The organism is Agrobacterium tumefaciens str. B6 (genome assembly GCF_001541315.1).
Classification (GTDB): domain Bacteria; phylum Pseudomonadota; class Alphaproteobacteria; order Rhizobiales; family Rhizobiaceae; genus Agrobacterium; species Agrobacterium radiobacter.
This window is the reverse complement of record NZ_LMVK01000045.1, coordinates 200,668-223,769: the sequence shown is the minus strand read 5'-3', so window position 1 is coordinate 223,769 and position 23,102 is coordinate 200,668. Positions and strand designations below refer to the sequence as shown.

Annotated in this window: 23 protein-coding genes and 1 pseudogene; 15 read left to right on the top strand and 9 right to left on the bottom strand. The window is 59.2% G+C overall.

The genetic code is table 11. From position 1 onward, the window contains the following. Nucleotides 1-55 precede the first annotated feature (55 nt). From ccmB to ASB65_RS22050, 4 genes are all read left to right on the top strand, one after another. Entirely contained in the window at nt 56-715 is a 660-nt protein-coding gene (gene ccmB, locus ASB65_RS22065; RefSeq protein WP_003505065.1) for a heme exporter protein CcmB, read from the top strand. Between the two features lie 74 nt (nt 716-789). Continuing rightward, complete coding sequence (locus ASB65_RS22060) at nt 790-1,551, top strand: heme ABC transporter permease (protein ID WP_060725378.1); 762 nt, start codon at nt 790-792, stop codon at nt 1,549-1,551. 4 nt (nt 1,552-1,555) lie between these two features. Then, complete coding sequence (ccmD, locus tag ASB65_RS22055) at nt 1,556-1,729, top strand: heme exporter protein CcmD (protein ID WP_060725377.1); 174 nt, start codon at nt 1,556-1,558, stop codon at nt 1,727-1,729. Continuing rightward, entirely contained in the window at nt 1,726-2,328 is a 603-nt protein-coding gene (locus ASB65_RS22050; protein WP_060725376.1) for a DsbE family thiol:disulfide interchange protein, read from the top strand. The genes ccmD and ASB65_RS22050 overlap by 4 nt, the downstream gene beginning before the upstream one ends. Nucleotides 2,329-2,345: 17 nt before the next feature. Here ASB65_RS22050 and ASB65_RS22045 read toward each other — a convergent pair. The 7 genes and pseudogenes from ASB65_RS22045 to ASB65_RS22015 all read right to left on the bottom strand — a co-directional run bounded on the left by ASB65_RS22045 (nt 2,346) and on the right by ASB65_RS22015 (nt 9,728). Further along, a pseudogene (locus ASB65_RS22045) lies at nt 2,346-3,528 on the bottom strand (diguanylate cyclase). A gap of 118 nt (nt 3,529-3,646) precedes the next feature. Beyond that, nucleotides 3,647-4,243 carry a DUF2585 domain-containing protein gene (locus ASB65_RS22040; protein ID WP_035212820.1) on the bottom strand — a complete coding sequence of 199 codons (597 nt, stop codon included), beginning with the start codon at nt 4,241-4,243 and terminating at the stop codon, nt 3,647-3,649. Beyond that, the gene (locus ASB65_RS22035) at nt 4,240-4,890 is read right to left on the bottom strand and encodes a septation protein A (RefSeq protein ID WP_060725375.1); all 651 of its coding nucleotides are present in this window, start codon (nt 4,888-4,890) and stop codon (nt 4,240-4,242) included. Before ASB65_RS22035 ends, ASB65_RS22040 begins: the two co-directional genes overlap by 4 nt. A 2-nt stretch (nt 4,891-4,892) precedes the next feature. Then, nucleotides 4,893-6,329 (bottom strand): signal recognition particle-docking protein FtsY, encoded by a 1,437-nt coding sequence (ftsY, locus tag ASB65_RS22030; protein WP_060725374.1) that lies wholly within the window; start codon nt 6,327-6,329, stop codon nt 4,893-4,895. 32 nt (nt 6,330-6,361) lie between these two features. Beyond that, nucleotides 6,362-7,636 (bottom strand): tRNA (N(6)-L-threonylcarbamoyladenosine(37)-C(2))-methylthiotransferase MtaB, encoded by a 1,275-nt coding sequence (gene mtaB, locus ASB65_RS22025; protein WP_060725373.1) that lies wholly within the window; start codon nt 7,634-7,636, stop codon nt 6,362-6,364. Then, on the bottom strand, nt 7,633-8,535 hold the full coding sequence (gene dapF, locus ASB65_RS22020; protein ID WP_060725469.1) for a diaminopimelate epimerase: 903 nt from the start codon (nt 8,533-8,535) through the stop codon (nt 7,633-7,635). Before dapF ends, mtaB begins: the two co-directional genes overlap by 4 nt. Before the next feature lie 122 nt (nt 8,536-8,657). Next, entirely contained in the window at nt 8,658-9,728 is a 1,071-nt protein-coding gene (locus ASB65_RS22015; RefSeq protein WP_080868365.1) for an MBL fold metallo-hydrolase, read from the bottom strand. Nucleotides 9,729-9,772: 44 nt separating this feature from the next. Between ASB65_RS22015 and ASB65_RS22010 the strand changes: the two genes are divergently transcribed. The 6 genes from ASB65_RS22010 to trmD all read left to right on the top strand — a co-directional run bounded on the left by ASB65_RS22010 (nt 9,773) and on the right by trmD (nt 13,754). After that, nucleotides 9,773-10,063 carry a hypothetical protein gene (locus ASB65_RS22010; RefSeq protein WP_077998725.1) on the top strand — a complete coding sequence of 97 codons (291 nt, stop codon included), beginning with the start codon at nt 9,773-9,775 and terminating at the stop codon, nt 10,061-10,063. Then, a complete protein-coding gene (gene ffh / locus ASB65_RS22005; RefSeq protein ID WP_060725371.1) occupies nt 10,056-11,624 on the top strand; it encodes a signal recognition particle protein in 1,569 nt (522 codons plus the stop codon). The genes ASB65_RS22010 and ffh overlap by 8 nt, the downstream gene beginning before the upstream one ends. An 11-nt stretch (nt 11,625-11,635) precedes the next feature. Beyond that, nucleotides 11,636-11,953, top strand: a complete 318-nt coding sequence (locus ASB65_RS22000) for a chorismate mutase (RefSeq protein WP_003520511.1) — start codon at nt 11,636-11,638, stop codon at nt 11,951-11,953. 33 nt (nt 11,954-11,986) lie between these two features. Beyond that, nucleotides 11,987-12,364, top strand: coding sequence for a 30S ribosomal protein S16 (gene rpsP, locus ASB65_RS21995; protein ID WP_003505093.1), 378 nt, complete (start codon nt 11,987-11,989; stop codon nt 12,362-12,364). 120 nt (nt 12,365-12,484) lie between these two features. After that, nucleotides 12,485-13,051, top strand: coding sequence for a ribosome maturation factor RimM (gene rimM, locus ASB65_RS21990; protein ID WP_060725370.1), 567 nt, complete (start codon nt 12,485-12,487; stop codon nt 13,049-13,051). A 4-nt stretch (nt 13,052-13,055) separates the two neighbouring features. Then, complete coding sequence (gene trmD, locus ASB65_RS21985) at nt 13,056-13,754, top strand: tRNA (guanosine(37)-N1)-methyltransferase TrmD (protein WP_060725369.1); 699 nt, start codon at nt 13,056-13,058, stop codon at nt 13,752-13,754. Here the strand turns inward: trmD and ASB65_RS21980 are convergent. After that, a complete protein-coding gene (locus tag ASB65_RS21980; protein ID WP_060725368.1) occupies nt 13,736-14,482 on the bottom strand; it encodes a sulfite exporter TauE/SafE family protein in 747 nt (248 codons plus the stop codon). The two genes, trmD and ASB65_RS21980, sit on opposite strands and share 19 nt — an antisense overlap. Before the next feature lie 268 nt (nt 14,483-14,750). Between ASB65_RS21980 and rplS the strand changes: the two genes are divergently transcribed. The 4 genes from rplS to ASB65_RS21960 all read left to right on the top strand — a co-directional run bounded on the left by rplS (nt 14,751) and on the right by ASB65_RS21960 (nt 19,810). Continuing rightward, nucleotides 14,751-15,290 (top strand): 50S ribosomal protein L19, encoded by a 540-nt coding sequence (gene rplS, locus ASB65_RS21975; RefSeq protein WP_003505101.1) that lies wholly within the window; start codon nt 14,751-14,753, stop codon nt 15,288-15,290. A gap of 337 nt (nt 15,291-15,627) precedes the next feature. Continuing rightward, the gene (locus tag ASB65_RS21970) at nt 15,628-17,361 is read left to right on the top strand and encodes a type I secretion system permease/ATPase (RefSeq protein ID WP_060725367.1); all 1,734 of its coding nucleotides are present in this window, start codon (nt 15,628-15,630) and stop codon (nt 17,359-17,361) included. Further along, nucleotides 17,354-18,667: an HlyD family type I secretion periplasmic adaptor subunit gene (locus ASB65_RS21965; protein WP_060725366.1), complete on the top strand. Its 1,314-nt coding sequence runs from the start codon at nt 17,354-17,356 to the stop codon at nt 18,665-18,667. The genes ASB65_RS21970 and ASB65_RS21965 overlap by 8 nt, the downstream gene beginning before the upstream one ends. 180 nt (nt 18,668-18,847) lie before the next feature. Beyond that, nucleotides 18,848-19,810 (top strand): hypothetical protein, encoded by a 963-nt coding sequence (locus tag ASB65_RS21960; RefSeq protein ID WP_060725365.1) that lies wholly within the window; start codon nt 18,848-18,850, stop codon nt 19,808-19,810. 122 nt (nt 19,811-19,932) lie between these two features. Here ASB65_RS21960 and ASB65_RS21955 read toward each other — a convergent pair whose 3' ends face one another. Then, nucleotides 19,933-21,210, bottom strand: a complete 1,278-nt coding sequence (locus tag ASB65_RS21955) for an MFS transporter (RefSeq protein ID WP_003505106.1) — start codon at nt 21,208-21,210, stop codon at nt 19,933-19,935. Between the two features lie 426 nt (nt 21,211-21,636). Between ASB65_RS21955 and leuC the strand changes: the two genes are divergently transcribed. Further along, nucleotides 21,637-23,046: a 3-isopropylmalate dehydratase large subunit gene (gene leuC / locus ASB65_RS21950; protein WP_003505108.1), complete on the top strand. Its 1,410-nt coding sequence runs from the start codon at nt 21,637-21,639 to the stop codon at nt 23,044-23,046. The last annotated feature ends 56 nt before the right edge of the window (nt 23,047-23,102 follow it).

Below are 23,102 nucleotides of genomic sequence, written 5' to 3'. Positions count from 1 at the left end.
GGGAGATGCCCGGCAGGGCAGAGGGGGGTAACGCCGCGAACACGAGGACGCCCCAATGACCGCCCTCTTCCTCCGCGATATCAAACTCTCCATCCGCGCCGGCGGCGGCGCGCTGATCGGCGTGCTGTTCTTCATGACCGTGGTTGCCGTCATCCCGTTCGGCGTCGGTCCCGATCTCAACCTGCTCGCCCGCATCGGCCCTGCCATCGTCTGGATCGGCGCGCTTCTATCAGCTCTTCTCGGCCTCGACCGGCTGTTCCAGGCCGAACGGGATGACGGATCCCTCGATCTGATCCTGATGCAGGAAACCCCGCTCGTCCTGACCGTCTTCGTGAAATGCCTGGCGCACTGGGTCACGACCGGTCTGCCGCTGGTGCTTGCCTCGCCGCTGCTCGGCCTGTTCATGAACATGGACGAGGTGGCGATCGGCGCCGTCATGCTCACCCTTCTCGTCGGTTCACCCGCCATTACCTTCATCGGCGCGGTGGGCGCAGCGGTTGCCGTTGCCCTGCCGCGCGGCGGCCTTCTGGTCTCCATCCTCGTCCTGCCGCTCGCCATTCCCGTCTTGATCTTCGGCGTCAGCGCTTCCTACGCAGCCGTGCAGGACCCGGCGCCCTTCATGCCGCCATTCCTCATTCTCTGTGCGATCACGTTATTTTCAGCCGTGACCGGTCCTTTCTTTGCCGCTTTGGCACTGCGCAATGTTATGGATTGATGAAACTGCAATGGACGGTCCCCGATTGACAGGGATCAATTGCGGGGCGGCCATTCTCGGGTTACACAAACGGCATGAACGAGCAGACCTTCACCATCACCAAATTCAGTGATCTCGCCAATCCCACGCGGTTTCTGGCGCTGGCGGCACGCATTCTGCCCTGGCTCGCGGCTCTGACAGCACTGGTGCTGGCATCAGGTCTTTATCTGTCTTTCACCACTGAGGGCGATTACCAGCAGGGTTATACGGTGCGCATCATGTATGTGCATGTCCCCTCCGCCTGGCTCGCCATGATGTGTTATTCGGTCATGGCGATCTCCGCGATCGGCACCCTCGTCTGGCGTCACCCGCTCGCGGATGTCAGCCACAAGGCCGCCGCCCCCATCGGCGCCGCCTTCACGCTCATCGCACTCATCACCGGCTCGCTCTGGGGCAAACCCATGTGGGGAACCTGGTGGGTATGGGACGCTCGGCTGACCTCCGTCTTCGTGCTGTTCCTGATGTATCTGGGGCTGATCGCGCTCAACCGCGCCATGGATGATCCGTCCAGGGCCGCCCGTGTCAGCGCCGTGCTGATCCTCGTCGGTTTCGTGAATATCCCCATCATCAAATTTTCGGTCGAGTGGTGGAATACGCTTCACCAGCCGGCAAGCGTCATCCGCATGGGCGGTTCCGCCATCGATGCGGAATTTCTCTGGCCGCTTCTGACGATGGCCATCGGGTTCACGCTGCTGTTCTTCACCCTGCATATCGCCGCCATGCGCAATGAAATCTGGCGCCGGCGTGTCGCCGCGCAACGGCGGCTTGCCGCCCGCATGGCGAACCGGGAGGGCTGAGGGGATGACACACGCCTTTTATATCGGAATGTCCTATGCGGCGACGGGCCTTGTCGTTCTCTGTCTCATCGCCTGGGTCGTCGTGGACGGTCAGGCACGCAAACGGGAACTGAAGGAACTGGAGGCCTCCGGTGTGCGCCGCAGGGCAAGAGCCGGTTCCGCAGGTGACGCGCAATGACGCAGGCCAACCGGGACGACACAAAAGCCAAAACGACGGGCCGTACACGTTATGCGCTGGCGCTTCTCCCGTTGCTGCTGTTTGGCGGTTTCGCCCTCATCGCCGGCAAGATGCTCTACGATCAGGACGTGAACGGGCTTGACATCAGCGCCATTCCCTCGGCGCTTATCGGCACTAAGGCACCCGCCCTGTCGCTGCCGCCGCTGGAGGGCTCGAACCTTCCGGCGCTGACCGATGCCGCCATCAAAGGCAAGCTGACGCTGGTCAACGTCTTCGCTTCCTGGTGCATTCCCTGCCGGCAGGAGCATCCGCTGCTTCAGGAATTGGCGAAGGACGACCGCATCACCGTCGTCGGCATCAATTACAAGGACAAGCAGGATAATGCGCTGCGCTTCCTCGGCGAGCTCGGTAATCCATTTGCTGCGATAGGCGTCGATCCGAACGGCAAGGCTGCTATTGACTGGGGTGTCTATGGCATTCCCGAAAGTTATCTGGTCGGCGCGGACGGCACGATCCTCTATAAAAAGGTCGGCCCCTTCGATGCCCGCAGCGTCGAACGGGACCTGCTGCCAGCGATCGCGGCCGCAGCGGGGAAATAACCCGCTCCCGCAAGGCATCACCCCTTGGTAACGACCCTCAGCGACGGGCCTTCAGCCGGCAGACGCATGCCTTCCAGCACGACTTGGTCGCGACCGCCATGTTTTGCGGCATAAAGACTGTCATCGGCACGCTTGATGGCGTCGTGGATGGAATGATCCCCCCTTTGCGACGGCCGAAACACCGAAGCTTGCCGTTATCTGGCTGCTTACACCCCGGTTGCGCCAATCGAGCGACGAGAGACCTGTACGCATGCTATTGGCAAGCTGCCCGGCTGCGGCGGCCGTCTGGCCGGGCAGGAAGACAACGAATTCCTCACCGCCAAAGCGCGCCACCAGCGCATCCCCGGGCGCGTTTCGTCTGAGAAGATCGGAAAGGCCGATGAGCACGATATCACCGGCCGCATGGCCGTAGACGTCGTTGATGCGCTTGAAATGATCTATGTCGCAGGCAATGACCGCACCCTCAGGCGTATCGTTGCGAAAATCGGGAACACGCCGGTCGAAGCCGCGGCGGTTCAGCACGTCAGTCAGAGGGTCATGCTCCGCCGCATGCAGATGACGGTCGACGGTGACGGAAATCTGGCTCGCGAGCACGGAAAGCGCAAGCAGGAAGCCGAAAATGCTCGCGGCGAGCTGCATGTAGAAGGCATAATCCGACTCGAAGAATTCGCTGAGCTCTATCATCGAGCCCCCCGGCGTCATCACCAGCAGCATGCCGATGCGCACCAGCGTTTCCACCACCACAAGACAGGCAATTCCCACCATCAGCCTGTCGGCGAGCGCGACGGGGCGCTTTCGCACGAGCCAGACCGGGATCGCAAGCAAAAGGGCGCAGACGAGATCGCCAATGACGAGCTCGCGCTTCAGATCCGGCGTGATGAAAACATGGAAAGAGACCAGCAACACCGCAACCACAACGATCGACAATCGGGCCGCGGTATGAAGCGGCCGGCCAAAATGGGTAAGCAGCGCATGGCCATAGAGGAAGAAGGCGGAGAAGAACAACAGGTTCGAAAGGATCGCCTGGACTTCGAAAGGCAGGCCACCGAGCACCAGAGGCGTCGCAAAACCAAAGGCCGCCGAAAGATATCCGATACCCCAATAGCGGGCGGAAGCGTGACCGATCCTCTGCAGGAACAGGAACACCACGCCGAATGTCAGCATGATGAAGGGGAGAAGATAGGCGAAATTATCTTGCAACGGGTTCTGCCAGGAAGAGACGGGTCTTTGAACCCGGACGATACCGCAATGCCCTTAAGAAAGCCTACATGTCTCGCGTGGTTTCAGCTCATCCCGGCCAAAATCCCGGCAGCTGCGTTCACATTTGCGGGAGCGCGTTCTGCCATTCCTTGATCGCCTCCACAGGCCAGACCAGCATGACGACGTTCAGCGTCAGATTATCGCGGATTAGCCAGCCGGTGAAGATTTCGAAGAAGATGGCGATCACAACCGTCAGCCACACCGGCACGCGGGCGGCGAAGAGGAAACCCAGCACCATAAAAACCGTGTCCATCGCCGAGTTAAGGATGCTGTCGCCGGTGTAACCCAGCGCCATGGTCGCGGTGCGGTAACGATCGATGATGAGAGGCGAGTTTTCAAGGATTTCCCATGCCGCTTCCACCAGAACCGCAAGTGACAGCCGCATGGAAAGCGGTTTGTTGCGAAAGAGCAGCCAGGCGAACCAGTAGAACAGGAAGCCGTGAATGATATGCGAGGGCGTATACCAGTCGGCCAGATGCTGGGAATTGCCCGGCGTGTTCACGCCCGGCTCGAACAACTTCACATAACCGCATTCGCAGATCGGAATGCGGCCCATGGCGTAGAGGATGACGATCTGCAGAAGAAGCAGGCCGGCGGCCACGCCGAACCATTTAAGCGAGCGCGAACGGGAAGCCGACATCTCTGCAATTGTCATTTTTCGTCCTTGTTGAGCGGTTCCAGCGAATGGCGCATGACGAGCGGCATTTGCGCCATGGTGAAGACGATGGTGATCGGCATCGTGCCCCACACCTTGAAGGCGACCCAGGTGTCGGTGGTGAACATGCGCCACACAACCTCGTTCATCACCGCAAGGAAGAGAAAAAACACGCCCCAGCGCAGCGTCAGCTTGCGCCAGCCCTCATCCGTCAGCCTGAAGGCCGAATTGAAGACGTAACCCAGCAGCGATTGCCCGAAGAACAGGCCGCCCAGCAGAATGACGCCGAACAGCGTGTTGACGATGGTCGGCTTCATCTTGATGAAAGTGTCGTTCTGCAGCCACAAGGTCAGCGCGCCGAAGACGAACACCACGATGCCTGATATCAGCGGCATGATCGGCAGTTTCCGCGTCAGCACCCATGAAACCGAGAGAGCCAGCGCCGTTGCGATCATGAACAGGCCGGTGGCAATGAAGATCGGCCCGCCGAATTCCGTCAGCACGGGGAAGGTGGAGGCCAGCCATTCGCCGCGGGAATTGGCGAAGAAGAACACCATGAGCGGGCCAAGCTCGAGCACGAATTTCAGGAGCGGGCTGATTTCCGCCACCATCTTTTCGCTTTCCTTGGAATTGCTTTCAATATCCATACTCACACTCCCGCAATGGCCTTGGCGAAATCTTCCGCCTCGAAGGGCTCCAGATCATCAACACCTTCACCCACGCCGATGAAATAAACCGGCAGCTTGTGTTTGGCAGCGATGGCGACGAGGATACCGCCCCGCGCCGTGCCATCCAATTTTGTCATAATCAGGCCCGAAACGCCCGCGACATTGCGGAATATTTCCACCTGGTTCATCGCGTTCTGGCCGGTCGTCGCATCCAGCGTCTGCAGCACGGTGTGCGGCGCATCCGGATCGAGTTTGCCGAGCACGCGCACGATCTTTTCCAGCTCCGCCATCAGTTCCGTCTTGTTCTGCAGACGGCCGGCCGTATCGATGATGAGCACATCGCTTTTTTGCGCCCGCGCTTGCTCATAAGCGTCGTAGGCAAGCCCAGCCGCATCTGCGCCGAGCTTGGTACCGATGAATTGCGAACCGGTCCGATCAGCCCAGATCTTGAGCTGTTCGATGGCCGCCGCGCGGAAGGTATCGCCGGCCGCAAGCATGACCTTGAGGCCAGAGCCCGAGAGCTTGGCGGCAAGCTTGCCGATAGTGGTCGTCTTGCCGGTACCGTTCACGCCGACGACGAGAATGACATGCGGCTTGTGCGAGAGATCGAGTTCCAGCGGCTTGGCGACAGGCTTCAGGACCTTGGTGATCTCGCCCGCCATGATGCGCGCCACATCTTCGCCGCTGACATCCTTGCCGTAACGTTCGGAAGACAGGGCGCCGGTGATGCGCATGGCGGTCTCGACACCCAGATCGGACTGGATGAGAAGATCTTCCAGCTCATCGAGCGTGTCCTCATCCAGCTTGCGCTTGGTGAAGAGCGCCGAAATCTGCGTCGTCAGCTGCGACGACGTGCGGGAAAGCCCGGCGCGCAGGCGCTGAAACCATGTCAGTTTTACCTGCGGTGCTACAGGCGCAGGCTCCTGCCGTTCACTTGCCGACGAAAAACCCTTGGGCAGAGCCGTGGGAACCGCAGGGGGTTCGACCGCGCTCGCGGCTTCCGCCTCGTCGAGCAGCGCATCCATCGCATCCGTATCCAGCACGACATCCGCTGCTTCCGGCAAAGCATCGTCCTGCTCTTCAGCGGCTGCTTCCGCCTGTAGCAACGACAATGGCACCACGCCCATATCGCCGGAAAGCTCGGCACCGGGAAGAAGCGGTGCGTCCTCTTGCTCATCTTCTTCGGAGAGAACTACACCCGTCGCTTCGTCCGGGGCCGGGCCACCGGCCGTCTCCATCTCCAGTTCGGAAACCGGGTCCTTGTCGACAGTGCCATGCGCTTCGGCGTCGCTCAGCGCCGCTTCGAAGGAGGCGTTTTCATTGCCGCGCTCAGACGCGGCATCCTCTTGCGGCCGCTCTTCCGTTGCGGCCTTGTCCTTGCCGAACGAAAAGACTTTTTTGATGAAGCCGAGGGCCATGGTCGTTCCCGTGTCTTTTCTCTTTAGCCGCCTCAGGCCGCATTTGCCGCCAGAAGCTTCATGTTCAGATGTTTGCCGTTGTGGCCGGTAATCGCAACCTGCGCAAGAGTGCGCGCAGGAAGATCAGGCGCCGCCACCAGCGTGAAATTGTCGGTATGGGCAAAACCGTTGTTTTCAACAAGAATCGTCTGCACCGAACCGACCATGCCCTGCAGATGCGCGAGCCGCAGCGCCTCACTGCGTTCACGAAGCCTCGCCGCCCGCTCCTTCACCAGCGCGCGGTCAAGCTGCGGCATGCGAGCGGCAGGTGTGCCGGCACGCGGGCTGTAGGGAAACACATGCAGGCTGGAAATGCCGCATTCCTCCGCCAGCGTCGCGGCATTTTCGAACATCTCTTCCGTCTCTGTCGGAAAACCGGCGATCATATCCGCGCCGAAGGCGATCTCCGGCCGCAGCGCCCGCACGTCGCGACAGAAGCGGATGGCATCGGCCCGTGAATGGCGGCGTTTCATGCGTTTCAGGATCATGTCGTCGCCATGCTGGAGGGACAGGTGCAGATGCGGCATGAAACGCGGCTCATCAGCAATCAGATCCATGAGATGATGATCGGCCTCGATACTATCGATGGAGGAAAGGCGCAGGCGCAGAATATCCGGCACCTGCTTCAGCAATGTCTTGGCAAGATAACCAAGCGACGGCTCACCGGGCAGGTCAGCGCCATAGCTGGTCGCATCCACCCCGGTCAGCACGATTTCGCAATAGCCGCTTTCCGTCAGCCTGCGCGCCTGATCCACAACCGCACCCATGGGCACCGAGCGCGAATTGCCGCGCCCATAAGGAATGATGCAGAAGGTGCAGCGATGATCGCAGCCATTCTGTACCTGAATGAAGGCGCGCACATGCCCGTCTATGTGCTTCACCATCTGCGGCGCTGTCGCCTTGATGCTCATGATGTCGTTGACGCGCAGCTTTTCTTCCGCCGAGACGCCGAAATCCGGTAGCGCGCGATAGGAGGCGCTTTTCAGCTTTTCCTCATTGCCCAGCACCGCATCCACCTCGGGCATTTCGGCAAAGGTCTGTTTTTCCGTCTGTGCGGCGCAGCCGGTAACAATGATGCGTGCATGCGGATTGTCGCGCCGTGCGCGGCGGATGGCCTGGCGCGCCTGACGCACCGCCTCGCCCGTCACGGCACAGGTATTGACCAGCACGGCATTGTTGAGCCCGGCTTTTTCGGCCTCCGCCCGCATCACTTCCGATTCATAGGTGTTGAGACGGCAGCCGAAGGTTATGACCTCGACGCCACTCATACGGCCCCCTGTTCGGCCGCAGCATCACGCGACCAGACGCCGGTAACGGGATCGACCATGCCGGACCATTCCCATTCGGCAGGGCCGGTCATGATGACGTGATTGTCCTCACGCCAGTCGATGGTCAGCGGCACGCGGATGGGGCTGGAGGCGACATCGATGGTGACCTTCCGGCCGGTACGGCCGGTGCGGGCGGCGGAAACGGCTGATGCGCAGGCGGCCGAACCGCAGGCGAGTGTCAGCCCTGCGCCGCGCTCCCAGGTGCGGGTGCGAAGCGCACTGTCGGAAATCACCTGCGCCAGCGTGATATTGGCCTTCTCCGGAAACATCGGATGGTTTTCGAGCAGCGGCCCGAAACGTTCGAGGTCGAATTCCATCGGATCACGATCCACCCAGAAGATCGCGTGCGGATTGCCCATGGACATCACAGCAGGCGAGTGCAGGATCGGCGCATCGATCGGGCCAATCTGCAATTCGATGCGGCTGGTATCGTGGAACTCCTCCGAAAGCGGAATGTCGCTCCAGCGGAACCGCGGCAGGCCCATATCGACTGATATCATGCCATCTTCATGTTCGACGGCGTTCAGGATGCCCGCCACCGTCTGGAAGGTGAAGCTAGTCTTGCCCGTTTCGGAAGACAGCGCCTGCACCACGCAGCGCGTGCCATTGCCGCAGGCCTGCGCCTTCGTGCCGTCGCAATTGAGAATATCGATGAAGGCATCCGTGCCGCCAACACGCGGATCGTGGATCGCCATGATCTGGTCGAACTGTGTGGCAGCATCGGCGTTCAGCGCAATCGCCGCCTCCGGCGTGACCATATCTTTACGGCCGCGCATGTCGATAACGAGGATCTTGTTGCCAAGCCCGTTCATCTTCGCAAATTCGACCGTATCCGCCATCGCCTTAAACCTGAAAACTGTCTGAAAACCGGTTTGCATTCGGGATTTGCCCCGCGCTTTCGCCCTATATGGCGGAAAGACCGGCAAATTACCAGACTGTTGCGGCGCAAACGGGGCTGCGGTCAGACGGAAGGCACGTCGAAAACTTCACCGGGACGCATTGGCCGGAAACGGCTTTCGTCGACCCCCTGCTCCGTCAACGCAACCTTGAGGGCCGCAAGCGGCGCATCCACGGCCTCGTCCGTCAACTGTACTGTCCCCCAATGGTGCCCGCAAACATGCGCCGCGCCGCAAAGCTTCATTCCTTCCACGGCTTCCGCCGGGTTCTGGTGCTGGCCCTTCATGAACCAACGGGGCTCATAGGCACCGAAAGGCAGGTTGGCGAGACGGAACTCACCGTGCTTCTTGCGCGCGGCGTGATAGTTGAGGCCCTCGTGAAAGCCGGTATCGCCTATATGGTAGATTTTACCGCCTGGCGTTTCGATGACGAAGGCGGCCCAGAGCGCCATGCGTCGGTCGTTAAGACCGCGGGCCGACCAGTGGTGGCACGGTTCGAAATGAATTTTCACCGAACCTGTCTCCACCACATCGCCCCAATCGCCGACCTTGATACGCGCCGCCTCGACACCGGTGCGAATAATCGCGTCATTGCCGAGCGGCGTGATGAAAAGCGGCTTGTGCGCCACATGCAGGCGCTTCAACGTTTCCATATCCAGATGGTCGTAGTGATTATGGGTCACCAGCACCAGATCGATGGGCGGCAGATCCTCGAAACGGATGCCGGGCGGATTGACCCGTTTGGGACCGGCAAAACTGAAAGGGCTGGTGCGCTGCGACCACACCGGATCGACGAGAATATTCAAACCCGCCGTCTGGATGAGAAATGAAGCATGGCCCACAAAGGTGACGCGCATGTCCCTGCCTTCGATGCGGGCTTCCGGCTTTGCGAAGGGAAAGGGGCTCGGATAGCTTTCCGGCCATGTGGCGCGCTCGCCATTGAAGCGCCATTTCAGCAGCCCCATGAAATTGCCGGGCGGCGAACCGCCGGGGTTGAAGAAGCGCATCCCGTCGAAATGATCGGAGATCGGGCCGCTATAATAGGCGCTGGCGCTCGAACGGCGGGCATAAAGGCCACCACCCGCCAGAGCGAGCAGGCCAAGAGCGGAAAAACGAAAAAATTTTCGACGGTTCATGACAAATGTATAGGGAGCGAAAGAGGGCCGTTCAAGCACCGCCAATGGTGGCCGGCGACCAATCACGCAAAGATGAAATGCAGGCCTTCGCGCCTGAAACCCGGCACCGCCTTGACTTTTCCCGCGCTTTCCTGTTTATCGCCGCCAATCAGCTGGCAGTTTCACGACTCCAAGCCGCCGACCGGGACCCGCAAAGGTATAAAGAGATCCCGGAGGTCAACACCCGACAGCGCGATGCGCCCTCGGGTGCTTTTTGGCTTTGCGTCTTGTTTTTGGCAGCGAAAGCACCGACGTTTCGGAAACCCCGGAACGAAGAAGGAAGAAACGATGTTTGAAAACCTCCAGGACCGCCTTGGTTCCATTCTGAATGGACTGACCGGCCGTGGCGCGCTGACGGAAGCCGATGTTGCTGCCGCCCTGCGCGAGGTTCGCCGTGCGCTTCTGGAAGCGGACGTTGCGCTGGAAGTCGTGCGTTCCTTCACTGACAAGGTGCGTGAAAAGGCTGTCGGCGCAGCCGTTCTGAAATCCATCAAGCCCGGCCAGATGGTCGTCAAGATCGTGCATGACGAGCTTGTCGAAATGCTCGGCACCGAAGGCGTCTCGATCGACCTGCATGCGGCCGCCCCCGTCGTCATCATGATGGTGGGTCTGCAGGGTTCGGGCAAGACCACGACAACAGGCAAGATCGCCAAGCGCCTGACCGACCGTGACAAGAAGAAGGTGCTGATGGCATCTCTCGACACGCGTCGTCCGGCCGCACAGGAACAGCTTCGCCAGCTCGGCGTGCAGACCGGCGTCGATACGTTGCCGGTCATTGCCGGCCAGTCGCCGACAGATATCGCCGCGCGCGCCGTGCAGGCTGCAAAGCTCGGCGGCCATGACGTCGTCATTCTCGACACCGCCGGCCGTACCCACATCGACGAACCCTTGATGCTGGAAATGGCCGACATCAAGAAGAAGTCCAATCCGCACGAAATCCTGCTCGTCGCGGATTCGCTGACCGGTCAGGACGCCGTCAACCTTGCACGCAATTTCGATGAGCGCGTCGGCATCACCGGTCTTGTGCTCACCCGTATGGACGGCGACGGACGCGGCGGTGCCGCCCTTTCCATGCGCGCCGTCACCGGCAAGCCGATCAAGCTGATCGGTATCGGCGAGCGTATGAACGAACTCGACGAGTTCCATCCGCGCCGTATCGCCGACCGTATTCTCGGCATGGGCGACATCGTCTCGCTGGTCGAGAAGGCCGCCGAGAACATCGATGCGGAAAAAGCCCGTGCCATGGCCGAGAAGATGGCCAAGGGCAAGTTCGACCTCAACGATCTCTCCGACCAGCTTGCCCAGATGAAGAAGATGGGCGGCATGGGCGGCATCATGGGGCTGATGCCCGGCATGGCCGGCATGAAGGACAAGATGGCTTCCGCTGGCCTCAACGACAAGATGTTCGACCGCCAGATCGCCATCATCTCGTCGATGACCAAGGCGGAACGCGCCAATCCCGATATTCTGAAGCACAGCCGAAAGAGGCGCATCGCCGCCGGTTCCGGCACCGATGCCGCTGAAATCAACAAGCTTCTGAAGATGCATCGCGGCATGGCCGACATGATGAAGGCCATGGGCGGCAAGGGCAAAGGCGGCATCATGAAGCAGATGATGGGCGGCCTTGCCGGCAAGATGGGCCTCGGTGGTCTTGGCGGCGGCATGCCTGATCTGTCGAACATCGATCCGAAGCAGCTTGAAGCGCTCCAGAAGCAGGCAGAAGCCGCCGGTCTCGGCAAGCCGGGCGGGATGCCCGGCCTCGGCGGCATGCCGGGCGGATTGCCGGGCCTCGGCAGCGCCAAGCTGCCAGGTCTTGGCGGCATGCCGGGCCTGCCCGGCTTTCCGAAAAAGAAGTGAGGGGGACACCAGTGAACAATGCAGAGGTGAAAGCCCAGCTTTCCGAATACCGCCAGTCGATCGACAATATCGATGCCGCACTGGTTCACATTCTTGCCGAACGTTTCCGCTGTACCAAGGCGGTGGGCGTTTTGAAGGCAAAGTACAATTTGCCGCCGGCCGACCCGGCGCGCGAGGAATACCAGATTGAACGCCTTCGCCACCTGGCAAAGGATGCCAATCTGGATCCGGATTTCGCCGAGAAGTTCCTGAACTTCATCATCAAGGAAGTCATCCGGCATCATGAAGCAATCGCCGCCGAACATGGCGGCACCGAAAAGACCGCCTGAAAGGCGGACAAGCCATCCTAAGGAGTAAATGACATGGCACTTAAAATTCGTCTCGCACGCGGTGGTTCCAAGAAGCGCCCGTACTACCAGATCGTCGTTGCTGACGCCCGTTCGCCCCGCGACGGCCGTTTCCTCGAGAAGGTCGGTTCCTGGAACCCGATGCTTGCCAAGGACAACCCGCAGCGCATCGAGCTGAAGGCTGACCTCATCAAGGAATGGATCGCCAAGGGCGCACAGCCGACCGACCGCGTTCTGCGCTTCCTCGCAGAAGCCGGTCTTGCCGAGCGCGCCGCTCGCAGCAACCCGGAAAAGGCAAAGCCGGGCAAGCGCGCTCTGGAACGCGTCGCTGAAAAGAAGCAGAAGGCTGAAGATGCAGCCGCTGCTGCTGCGGAAGCCTCTGCCGCAGAATAATCTGCGCAGAATCTTTTGAAGAACGGGTGGCGTGGTTTTCCATGCCGCCCGTTTTTTGTTTATTTTGGCGTCAACAAACCTTAAAGCTGACGCAACCACCACCAGAAGACGGACGGCCCGATGGCAAAGCTGGAAAACCCGGTACTCATGGCAAAGATCGGCGGCGCGCAGGGCCTGCGCGGCGAGGTTCGTGTCAGCACCTATACGGCCGATCCGATGGCGCTCGGCGATTATGGCAATCTGGTCACCGCCGATGGCCGCATCTTCGAAATTCTTGAGGTGCGCGAGGGCAAGAACGTTGTCGTCGTTCGTTTCAGGGGCATCAACGACCGTAATGCGGCCGAAAGCCTGAACGGGCTGGAACTGTTCGTCGACCGGGACAACCTTCCTGACGACGAGCTTGACGACGACGAGTTTTATTATGCCGATCTCGAAGGGCTGGAAGCCGTTGATGCCGAAGGCAAAAGCTATGGCGCCGTCAGCGCCGTCTACGATTTCGGTGCAGGTGATCTGCTGGAACTGAAAGGTGCGGGCCGTCGCCCTGCCCTCATACCCTTTTCGGAAGCAGCCGTGCTTGAAATCGATCTCGAAGGCGGCCGCATTCTCATCGACCCGATGGCCGCCGGACTGATCGACAATCCCGACGACAAAGACGAAACCGGCGCATCGCCTTTCGGCAAGAAATAAAGCAATGACTTTCAAGGCCACCGTTCTGACGCTCTACCCGGAAATGTTTCCGGGGCATTTGGGATATTCGCTGGCGGGCAAGGCGCTGGAACGCGAACAATGGTCGCTTGAGGCCGTGCAGATTCGCGAATTCGCGACGGACAAGCACAGAAGCGTCGATGACACCCCGGCAGGCGGCGGTGCCGGCATGGTACTAAAACCCGACATTCTTGCTGCAGCCATCGACCATGTTTCGGATGGCGATACGCGACCGCGCCTGCTGATGAGCCCACGCGGCAAACCACTATCGCAGGACCGTGTGCGCGAACTGGCGGCTGGCGACGGTGCGATCATCGTCTGCGGCCGTTTCGAAGGCGTCGATCAGCGGGTCATAGAGGCGCGCGGGCTGGAGGAAGTGTCGATCGGCGACTACATCCTCTCAGGCGGCGAGCCGGCCGCACTGACGCTTCTGGACGCCATCGTCCGCATCCTGCCGGGCGTCATGGGCAACGATCTGTCAGGTGTGCATGAAAGCTTCGAGGGCGGGCTGCTGGAACATCCACATTATACCCGCCCGCAGAACTGGGAGGGCCGCGATATTCCCGCCATCCTCACGTCAGGCAACCACGCTGCCATCGACAAATGGCGGCACGAACAGGCGCTGGCGCTGACGAAGGAAAGACGGCCAGACCTTCTTAAAAAGGCTCAGGCCGAGACGAAATAATAGGCCGTCAGCACCAGGCCGACCGCGATGACCAGCCAGCGAATGATCCATTGCGGCACGCGCCTTGCCGTGTGCACGCCCGCATAGCCGCCAAGTGCCGCTGCCGGGAACATGATGAGCGCCGCCCACCAGGATACGACGCCGCCGCTGACGAAGATCGTAATCGCGATGATGGCGATCACCACCGACAGCAGGTTCTTCAGCGCGTTCAGATGATGATAGCTGCCGCCCGAGGTGATCCCGAGGATGGCGAGCATCATGATTCCCATGCCGGCACCGAAAAAACCGCCATAGATGGAGGCGAGCCCCTGAAAGACGAGGCTCGGAAGATTGCCGGGAGACCGCTCCGTACTGACCTTCGGACGCAGCCACGGGCCGGCGGCGAAAACGGCGGGGGCGGCAAGAAGCAGCCATGGAACCAGCTGGCGGAAGGAAGGATTGTCGAGCGACAGCAGAAGCAGCGAGCCGGCCAGCCCGCCAACGACGGAAACGGCTGACAGCAGGATCGCCTCGCGCCAATGCGCACGGATTTCCGGCCCATAGGCGATGACCGAGGTGATATAACCCGGAAACTGCACGATAGCCGAAGTGGCATTGGCAACGATGGGCGGCAGGCCGGCCAGCGTCATCGCCCCGAAGGTCAGGAAAGTGCCGCCGCCGGCAATGGCATTGACGACACCCGACAGAAAGCCGGTCGCAAACAGCACGAGAACGATGAATACGGACATGGCCCCTCCCAAGGTTTTCATGCCATATCCGGCAGAAAGCCGCTTCGCAACTGCAGGAACGCGGTGCGCAATTGATAAAATATTGTCATGAAAGGGATGACAAACGGCGCTGCCTCGTGTATGTGCCCGCGTGGAATTGTGGTTTACCCCTTTAACCGCAAGCAAAGAATGGCGAACCCGCTCCTGCCGCAAGGCATGATCCCAAGGCTTTGACCGAAGGACGAACCGTTGAGCGCTCTGGCTGTTTCAGAAGAAATCAGAGGTTAACATGACCAATATCATTCAGCAGCTGGAAGCCGAACAGGCCGCCAAGATCGAAGCAAAGCGCACCCTGCCCGAGTTTTCTCCGGGCGACACCCTGCGCGTCAACGTTCGCGTTACCGAAGGTAACCGTACCCGCGTTCAGGCTTACGAAGGCGTTTGCATCGCCCGTTCCGGCGGTGGCCTTTCCGAAAGCTTCACCGTTCGCAAGATCTCCTACGGCGAAGGCGTCGAGCGCGTATTCCCGATCTACTCCCCGCTGGTCGAAGGCGTTGAAATCGTTCGCCGCGGTAAGGTTCGCCGCGCGAAGCTCTACTACCTGCGCGACCGTCGCGGCAAGGCTGCCCGTATCGTTGAAAACACCGGTACGCGCGCCCGCAAGCTGAACGAATCCGAGCGCCAGGCAGCAGCCGAAGAAAAGGCACGTCTGGAAGCCGAAAAGGTAGCAGCAGCACAGGCTCTCGCCGCCGAGAAGGCAGCAGCCGAAGCCGCAGAAGCCAAGGCAGCAGAAGAAGCAGCAAAGGCTGCTGAAACCGCAGCCGAATAAGATTTCCATTTCGATGGATTAAAGAAAAGGCGGCCTTCGGGCCGCCTTTTTTGTGGTGTCTCGCTGCAAACCTAAAGCCGCAGACTGAGAATTGGCAAGCGGCCTGGAACTATGCTGCACGAGCGGTTTTATGCAGCTTGGAAAATCGAAAGAAAACTCGCCTTATTGCCCGCCTGCCGCGCGACCTTTCAGTCATTTCTCATGAAAGGATGCAGAAAGATTCCAATCAACTACAGATACCTACTTAATTTTTTCGTGTGGGTGTTTTAGCCCATCCTCGAATAGCATTGCCTAATTCCCTTAATTGTGCAATTTTCTTGCTGTTTTAGGTGTTATTATGTTTTTATTTAATTCTTTTTTAACAAGAAATAAATCCGCTTTCCTGGCAGTTGGCCTCGCCAGCGCGTTGATGAACATCCTTAATCTTTCCGGCTCACTTTTCATGCTGGAAGTTTACGACCGCATTCTGCCCAGCAAGAGCATTCCCTCTCTTGTGGCGCTGGTCGTTCTGCTGATCGTTCTCTACGCGTTTCTCATGGGGTTCGACGCGCTGCGAGGCCGTATATTGGCGCGCATCTCGGACAATATGGACGACGCGCTCAATCAGAAGCTTTTCAGGGCGTCGATCAGCGCCCCGCTCCTTGCTTCCGGGAAGATCGATGGGCTGCAGATCGTCGGTGATCTCGATCAGATCCGCCAGTTTCTCTCAGGGCCGGGGCTTGCGGCCTTTTTCGATATTCCCTGGCTGCCCATCTATCTCCTGATCTGTTTTGCCCTGCATCCGTGGATCGGGTTCGCTGTGCTCGGCGGAGCCGTGGTTCTCATCGTGCTGACGCTTCTGACCAATTGGCTGACCGAAAGGGCGACAAAGCAGGCTTATACTGCGCGAGGGCAGAGAAACGTCCTCGTCGGCAGCAGTCAGCGCAACATTGAATCCATCAAGACCATGGGCATGATGGATGCAGTGACGTCCATGTGGGACGAGTTGCACTCCAGATATCGCTCCGTCACCCTGTCGACTTCAGATACGGCCGGCATGCTCGGTGCCATGTCGAGGACCTTCCGCCTGTTGCTGCAATCCGGCGTCATGGCCATCGGCGCCGTGCTTGTCATCGACGGCCATGCATCGGCGGGCAGCATCATCGCAGGTTCGATTCTCTCTGCGAAGGCGCTCGGCCCTGTCGAACATGCAATCGCGAACTGGCGCAGCTTCATGACCGCAAGACAGGGCTGGAAACGCGTCAACGAGTTCCTGGAGCTGGTGCCGGAACCCACACCGCCGCTCTCCCTGCCGCGCCCGCAATTTACCGTCGCAGTCGATCGTGTAACGGGTGGGCCGCCCAATGGCGCACGCGATACGGTCGCCGATATTTCCTTCACGCTGAACGCAGGCGACGGGCTAGGCATCATTGGCCCAAGCGCGTCCGGCAAGTCCACGCTGGCACGCCTGATGACCGGCATCTGGCCCTATGAACGTGGCTCCGTCCGCTTTGATGGGGCCGCACTCAACCAGTGGGATTTCGAGTTTCTCGGCAAATCCATCGGTTACATGCCCCAGCAGGTGGAACTGATGCCGGGGACGGTGGCGCAGAACATTGCGCGCTTCGACCGCAATGCGACTGCGGAAGCAATCGTCGCCGCAGCCAAGGCTGCGCAGGTGCATGAGCTGATCCTGAACCTGCCCAACGGTTACGATACCTATATTGGCGACCGCGGCGAGGCTTTGTCGGGCGGGCAGAAGCAGCGCATCGGCCTTGCCCGTGCCCTGTTTGGCGAACCCTTCTTCGTCCTTCTCGATGAGCCGAACTCCAATCTGGACAGTGAAGGCGAAGGAGCCCTGCGCAATGCGATTGGCGACATCAGGGCGCGCGGCGGCATCGTCGTCGTCATTGCCCATCGCCCCAGCGCCATCGAAAGCGTCAATCTGGTGATGGTGATGAGCAACGGCCGGATGCTGCGCTTTGGCACGAAGGAGGAGGTGCTCGCGCAAATCCTGCGGCAGAACATCCGCCAGGTGCCTGAGGAGGAAGAAACGCGCAAGATTGAAAACCGGGTGAGCGAAAATGGTTGAAGCGGAAAAACCCGGCATGACGAATGCGTCCATTCTCAGACATTCGACGGCAGTGGTCGTTCTCGCCCTTGGCCTTTTGGTCGGATTGGGCGGCTGGGCTGCTTTCGCAAAGCTTGCCGGTGCGGTGGTGGCCACGGGCCGGGTTGTCGTTGAAGGCAATTCAAAAAAAATCCAGCATCTTTCCGGCGGCATCGTCAGCGAGATCAATGTCGCCGAAGGTGACAGGGTAGAGGCCGGCCAGATCCTCCTGCGGCTGAGCGCCACCGTCGTTCAGGCGAACCTCTCCATCATCGAGAATACGCTTGCGCAGCTCTACTCGCGTCGGGCCCGTCTCCGTGCAGAGATTGCCGAAGCACCGTCTTTCACTGTAACGGAAGACCTGGCGGCGCTGACGAGTTCGAAGGCGGCCAAGACCTTCATCGACAGCGAACAGAACCTTTTTAATAGCCGTCGCAACGCGTTGGTCGGCATGAAAAAGCAGTTGGGAACGCGCAAGGACCAACTCGGTGACGAGGCGCGTGGCCTCGAGGTGCAGGTGGAGGCGACGGACAATGAGCTTGCCATTGTAAAGGACGATGTTTCCAAGACGGACGAGCTCTTCAAAAAAGGGCTCGTGACGCTCCAGCGCCTCAATCTCCTCAAACGCCAGCTGTCCAATCTCGAAGGCCAGCAGGGCCAATATATCGCCGCTCGTGCGCAAACGGTGGGCAAGCTGAGCGAACTGGATCTGCAACTGCTTCAGCTCGACGAAGACCGCAAATCGGAAGTCACGAAAGATCTGACATCAATCGAAGCGACCGTTGCGGAATATGAAGAACGGCTGGCGGCGACGCGCGACCAGCTGGATCGCCTCGACATCCGCTCGCCGATTGCCGGTCGCATCTACCAGCTTTCAGTGCACAATATAAATGGCGTCATTCAATCCGGCGAAGTGCTGATGCTGGTGGTGCCGGAGCGGGATGAGCTTGCGATCGAGGCCAATATAACCCCGCGAGACATCGATCAGATTTACGTCGGGCAACCGGTCACCGTTCGCTTTACGGCGTTCAACCAAAGCACGACGCCGGATTTGAGCGCGGAGGTTGCTGTCGTTGCCCCCGATCTGCAGACGGATTCCCGAACTGGCACATCTTATTACGCGTTGCGCATCAAACCCAACAAGGCCGGCATGACGCACCTACCTGGCGGGAAGTTATATCCTGGCATGCCGGCAGAAGTATTTATCCAGACCAGCGAGAGGAGTGTTCTTTCTTATTTCGTAAAACCATTCCAAGACAGGCTCAGAAAAACCTTCGTTCAGGAATGATTTATTCAGAAAAAGCGAATTTTAGAGAAAGTTTCTCAATACACCAAATACGCGATTTTTCGAAAAAAACGTATTTCTTATATTGTATTATCGTTTTTTATGTATTAAATATTACCCGCAATAATTACTATTAATTTAATTTCAATTCATCAATTTCTCAAAGATTTATAGGAGTTTAAAATGGCGTTAAAAGTAACTTTCGGTAATGGCGGCGCCGCTTCGGTTTCCTCGCTTACCAGCCTGATCGACCAGGAAGCTTATAAGCTCCTCACGGAATCGACCGCTCAGGTCAAAAACGGTTCCTCGATGGATGCCGGCAGCGTCAATGTCGGCGCTGTATCTGTTGCCGGCACCGGCGCGGGTGGCACAGTCGATGTTGGTTATGACCCCAGCTCGAACGGCTTCAAATTTGACGTCTCGTCTGCATGGAATTCGGTAAAGAACGCTCTCGCCCAGTCCGACACCTCTGAAAACCTTATCTTCAAGGATTTCGTTCAGGTCGACGTTCATCTTGGCGGCACCGGTTCGTCCACCGTGGAAGTTCTCAATGCCAAGCGTGGCAACATCACGACCGGCGCTGGCAATGACACGGTCACCGTCTCTGTCGTTTCAAATGAAAAGACCTGGGTAAACAATTTCAACATCGATACCGGGGCAGGCAACGACACTATCAAAGTCAAGGCTGGCGCGGCATTTAACGACGCCTCTTCGGCTGGGACGGGCGGTCTTGCCGCCAATACCGGTGCCGTGAATGGCGGTGCTGGCATCACCGACGGCAGCTTCACTTCCGTCAAGATCGATGCAGGTGCCGGTAACGATACGATCGACCTGAGCGGCGTGAAACTTGCGTCCTCACTGGTGACCGGCGGTAAGGGTATCGATCACATCATCGCAAGCGGTGGCGCCGATACCTTCGTCTTTAATCTCGGCGACATGGCCAAGAGCTTTGCGACTGATACCATCGAAGGCTTCAACGCCGCCGTGGACAAGCTCAAGCTGGTCGGCACGGTGATCGATAACTGGGCGGTATCGACGATCGATAACGACACCATCCTCAGCTACAACGTCACTGGCGAGCACAAGGGCGAAAAGATCGTTGTCTCCGGTGTTCACCTGACCGGTAGCGATTGGTTCACCGCGTAATTCTCTCGAAGAGAATTTCATTATTTGCCGCTTAAAATGATCGTGGCCCGGAAACATCCGGGCCACGATTTTTTACAGGTGCGACGGTCGGCAATCGTGTCAGCTGTCGCGATCTTCCAAAGTCAGGCGGCCCCGACCTGATTGCCCATTCTGCGCGTTGCGACGATGACAAGCACCCCGGCAAGCGCCAGGCAGAAAGCAAGGAAGAACATCGGCGCAATGGTGCTGCCGGTCTGATCCTTGATCCAGGGCACCACATTCTGCGCCACGAAGCCACCCAGATTGCCGACGGAATTGATCGCAGCGATACCGGCAGCCGCACCTGCTCCCTTGAGGAAGCGGCCGGGCAGGCTCCAGAATACCGGCTGGCCGGCAAAGATGCCTGCGGCGGCGATGCAGAGGAAAGCGAACTGCAGGACCGGATCACTGAGCAATGCCGACATCAACAGGCAAAACGCACCGATGAAGGCAGGGCCGACGATATAGGGCGTCTTGTTCTTTGCCTTGTCGGCTGCCAAAGGCACGACGAACAGGGCAACGGCGACGATCACCCAGGGGATGATGTTGATGAAGCCGTTAGCGGTGTTGGAAACGCCGAAGCTCTTCACGATCGTCGGAAGCCAGTAGCTGAGACCATAGGCGGCCAGCGGAAAGCCGACATAGCAAAGCGCCATGAACAGAACGCGCGGATTGACCAGCGCCTTGAAGCCGTCCTCCGCATGCTCTTCCATGCCCTTGTTCTCTTCGGCCAAGCGGTTCTTCAGCCAGGTTTTCTCATCCTGCGTCAGAAACTTCGCCTTTTCCGGCGTATCATCAAGATAAAAGAAGGTGGCGATACCGGCGATGACGGCCGGAATACCCGTGGCGAGGAATACCCATTCCCAACCGGCATAACCGAGGAAACCATCCAGATCGAGCAGCATGCCGCCAAGCGGCGCGCCGATAGCATTGGCAAGCGCGCTGAAGATCATGAACAGGCCGATCATGCGGCCACGATAATCGCGCGGGAACCAGAGCGTCATCAGGAACAAAACGCCGGGGAAGAAACCCGCCTCGCAGAGCCCGAGCAGGAAGCGCAGGATGTAGAACATCGTGGCGTTCTGCGTATAGGCAAGCGCGATGGTGACGGCGCCCCAGGAAACCAGAATGCGGGCGAACCATTTGCTGGCGCCGAAACGGTTGAGGAAAAGGTTGCTCGGCACCTCGAAGAGGAAATAGCCGATGAAGAACAGCGAAGCGCCAAGGCCGTAGGCATATTCGCTGAGGCTCAGCGCATCAACCATCTGCAGCTTGGCATAGCTGACATTCTGGCGGTCGATATAGGCGATGAGATAAAGAAGGCCAAGAAACGGCATCAGCCGCCAAGTGATCTTCGAGATAAGGGCTTTTTCGGATACCATATGCTTTTCCCTCCCTTCGATTGCTCGTCGAAATGCAAATGATAAGGGAACCCATCTATATGTGCATTGCAAAATACGCAAGTTGCACTGCATCATAACCAGCGGCGACAACTAGAAGGCAGGCCCGTCAGGGGCTTCGGCCATGATGCAGTGCATATAGAAAATGCCGAGCCGTCGCGTTCAAGGCTGTACGCATTCATATTGCCGTAAAACCGGCGATCTGCTATGAACGCTGCCATGGGATCTAAATTCGGATGTCTCGCGCAGAATGTTTATGTGCTGCAGGACCACAAGCGTCTGCCGGCACGGTTCTTTGCGCGCGTTTCCGGGGCGCTCACCAGCCGACTTAGGCTCGCCTGACAGCAGCACGCTGTCCACCGCCTTACTGAACCCTCATTACCCTTTTATATGACAAGGCACAGAGCCATGAGCGCACCCCGCACCCTGTATGACAAAATCTGGGACGACCACGTCGTCAATCGTGATCCCGACGGAACCTGTCTTCTCTACATCGACCGTCACCTCGTCCATGAGGTGACGAGCCCGCAGGCCTTCGAAGGCCTGCGCATAGCCGGTCGCCCCGTGCATTCACCTGCCCGCACGCTGGCCGTCGTCGACCATAACGTTCCAACCACGGCCGACCGGCTGGAAGGTATCAAGAACGAAGAAAGCCGCATTCAGGTAGAAGCGCTCGCGCAGAACGCTAGGGATTTCGGCGTCGAATATTATTCCGAGCGCGACAAGCGCCAGGGCATCGTTCACATCGTCGGCCCCGAACAGGGTTTCACCCTGCCGGGCATGACGATCGTCTGCGGCGACAGTCATACCTCGACCCACGGCGCCTTTGGCGCACTGGCGCATGGCATCGGCACCTCGGAAGTGGAGCACGTTCTGGCGACCCAGACGCTGATCCAGAAAAAGGCCAAGAACATGCTGGTGCGTGTCGACGGCAAAATCCCGGATGGTGTTACCGCCAAGGACATCATCCTCGCCATTATCGGCGAGATCGGCACGGCTGGCGGTACCGGTCACGTGATCGAATTTGCCGGCGAGGCGATCCGTTCGCTCTCCATGGAAGGCCGCATGACGGTCTGCAACATGACCATCGAGGGCGGAGCCCGCGCAGGTCTTATTGCACCTGACGAAACCACCTTTGATTACATCAAAGACAAGCCGCGCTCGCCGAAGGGCGAAACGCTGGAACAGGCCATCGCCTATTGGAAAACGTTGAAGTCCGACGAAGGCGCACATTACGACAAGGTCGTGGTACTGAACGCGGCCAATCTGCCGCCGATCGTCTCCTGGGGCTCGTCGCCGGAAGACGTGACCTCCGTTGAAGGGATCGTTCCCAATCCGGATGATATCGAGGAAGAAAACAAGCGTACCTCCAAATGGCGTGCGCTGGAATACATGGGCCTGAAGCCCGGAACGCGCATCACCGATATCGCCATCGACCGCGTCTTCATCGGCTCATGCACCAATGGCCGCATCGAAGATTTGCGCGCGGCGGCGAAAATCGTCGACGGCCGCAAGGTCGCCCCCACGGTCTCGGCAATGATCGTACCCGGCTCCGGTCTTGTGAAGGAACAGGCGGAAAAGGAAGGTCTCGACAAGATTTTCCTCGAAGCCGGTTTCGAATGGCGCGAACCGGGATGTTCCATGTGCCTTGCCATGAATGACGACCGCCTGAAGCCCGGCGAACGCTGTGCCTCGACCTCAAACCGCAATTTCGAGGGCCGCCAGGGCTATAAGAGCCGCACCCACCTCGTCTCCCCTGCCATGGCAGCAGCGGCGGCGATCGCCGGTCATTTCGTCGACGTGCGCGAGTGGCAATAGGTTCCTGACACCATCGTTTCAGGAAAGCCACCCGTCCCACACAGGGGCGGGTGGCT